Source organism: Chromohalobacter nigrandesensis (assembly GCF_023061285.1).
Classification (GTDB): Bacteria; Pseudomonadota; Gammaproteobacteria; order Pseudomonadales; family Halomonadaceae; genus Chromohalobacter; species Chromohalobacter nigrandesensis.
Window position 1 is genome coordinate 1 of the sequence record NZ_JAKGAM010000028.1, and the last position, 2646, is coordinate 2646.

Consider the following 2646-nt stretch of genomic DNA (forward strand, 5'->3'; position numbering starts at 1 on the left):
CGGCGGACCGACGAGCCTGGAGGCTCCCATGCCCGAGTTGCCGGAGGGGGAAAATGTCCTTTGCCCCCGCCGGAATCAGGCCGCTGCCAGCGGCGGTGATGGCACGGTGGAAAGTTAATCATGTCGATCATTGAAGAGACTGCCTTCATTGCCGAGGCCGAAACCGCCATGGCGGCCGGCCAGCTTTACCGGCTGGTCGACCCCGGCGCCGTGCCCGAGCGGCAGCTACACGCCGACGCACTGGGCAAGGCGGGATTGGTCAAGAACCCGCTACTGGCGCAGACGTCGGCGCAGCGTCTCTATCTATGGCCGCTGACGCATGACATCACACCTGAACTCGATCTCGAGCACGAACTGGCCGAGGAAAAAGCGCAACGCCCGGAGAGCCTGCTCGAGCCCGCGCCCTTCTGCGGCTGGATATTCACCCAACAGGCGCGCTCGACTGTCGCGGCTTACATCAGCCGACAGCTGGCGCAGACCACACCGGAGGGCAAACGGGCACTACTGCGCTTTTATGATCCCCGGGTGATGAGTCAACTGCCCCGTATTCTGCACCCCTCCCAGCTCTCTGCCCTGTTGGGCCCCATCGACCGCTGGGTGTATCTCGATCGGCATGGGCGCCTGTGTTGTATCGAGCCACATGCCGACAAACGCCATCTCGGCCGCCTCAGGCTGACAACGGATCAATGGCAGGCCATTCGGCGTATCGGGCAGATCAATCGGTGCCTGCAACGCTGCCGTTCGCTACCCGAGCAAGACCGCCCTGCGCAGGTCGATGATGCCGAGCGAATCGACGACTTGATCGTAGCGGCACAGGCGCACGGGCTATATGAGCGAGCAGACGTGACCGCTTTCGTGCTACACGGCTTGACGATACATGCGACATTCTATGAACACCCGATCATGCAGCGTCTGCTGCGCAACCTGGCCGTGGAGAGTCTCGGCTATATCGAACTGACGAACCGCCTCGCCGAGCGCGACTGGGAGACGATGGCGACGATGAAGGAGACATCGTGATATGACGCTGGCAGCAAGACTCAATGCCTATGCCGCCGAAGGGGAGCCCGGCGGCCTGCAAAACGGTCAGTGCGAATTCTGCGAACGCAAGGGCCTGCCCATCCTGCCTGTCCGTTACGCCGTCTGTCAGCGCAACGACCGCAACCGCTCCATCCCGGAACTGCCCGAAGAGCGTATCCGGGAGTTCACTGACATCGGGCTCGACAAGGCGTGGGACGAGAACGGCGAACACGCCCGGACCGTCGACGACGAGGTCCGTCCAGTGATCACGGACAGCACCTCCAGCCAGGTCAACAAGTATATCCTGCGCCAACTGCGTCAGGGCTATCTTTACCTCTATGATCAGGACAATCCGGACGGCATGTACTGGTACGCTTACGCCATCACCAGCGATGGCAAGTATTACCAGTTCCCCGTGGCGCAGCCCCCCACATTGGAGAGCACCGAATTCCCCTGTCAGGACAAGGCCAACGACGCCCTGCACGCCTCGCTGGTCACACTGCCCAATCCGGATAGAAGCGGCACGCTCTACTACGCCTTCAGCGAACACGCCTGGCCTATCGAGCATATCCGCATGATCGGCAGCGACCCGGCCTGGCGTGACCGGCACATGCAGAAGATCGACATCCAGGCCTGGGTCGCCGGACAGTCACAAACCTTTGCGTATGGCACCGACGAGCTGGCGATGGTGGCCGAATACAGCGAGGGCGCCAACGATCTCGGCACCCAATTCTGGTCCAGCGGCCCCCAGCGCGATCTCTACAGCCGCCAGGAGCTGCAAGACGCCATGGACCTGCGGCTCGACCATGCCGCCAGCCGCTATCAGGGCAGAGGGCTGATTCTAGCCGTCAAGGACGAAGCCGGCATCATCGACGAGCTGAACGCCTATCGTCACCAAGCACTCGCCGAGGCCGAGGATTTCGTTCAGCGCAGTGACACGAACCGCCGCAAGCTGCTCTGCAAACAGGCGATTGACGCCTTCCACGAAAACTTCGCGCGAAACTACAAGACGCAGGAACGCCAGTCACACGATGCCGAGATCGAACAACTGAAGCAGGAACGCGCCGAAGAGCGCCGAGCCTTCGAAGAATCCCTTCAAAAGCAGCGTCGGGAAGGTAATCAAGCGAACATCGATTTCGTCTCGCAGAACGCCAACGCCATGGAGAGGCGCTATGAGCAGTTGATACGCCAGGTAGAGGAGCGCCACCAGGCTGATCTGCAAGATGCCGATGAGGTCATCGCGGATCACCGGGATCAACTGGCCGAGCTTTATGACAAAGAAGCACTCGATGCCTTCTATGACGATTATCGCGAGCAGACCGATATCTGCCAGGCACTTCTGGCGCTGCACGACAGCGATTATGCGCTGTGGGTGAAGCACCACCTGGCCGACGTGATAGGTCGCTATAGTCAATCCGACTACTGGATGGGAATGGGACTGAGTGGGCTGCTCGCCAATGGGCTGCGCGGCGGCATCCTGTCATCTGCCAGCGGCCGCCTGTGGCAGCACTTGGCGCGCAACGTCGATGCCTCGGACTCATGGGTGCTGAGCGCCCTGTTCGCCAATCAGGCAACACTGGTGAGCCAAGCACGAGCCACCGCCGAACAGCCACCGTCCAAGCCGTTGAC

The 2646-nt window shown here is 61.4% G+C and carries 2 protein-coding genes; both read left to right on the forward strand.

The features are described from left to right. Positions 1-120 precede the first annotated feature (120 nt). Entirely contained in the window at positions 121-1017 is an 897-nt protein-coding gene (locus L1073_RS16990) for a DUF4123 domain-containing protein (RefSeq protein ID WP_246901398.1), read from the forward strand. Between the two features lies 1 nt (position 1018). Beyond that, positions 1019-2646: T6SS effector BTH_I2691 family protein (locus L1073_RS16995; protein ID WP_246901400.1), on the forward strand; the 1628-nt coding region annotated here is incomplete at its 3' end.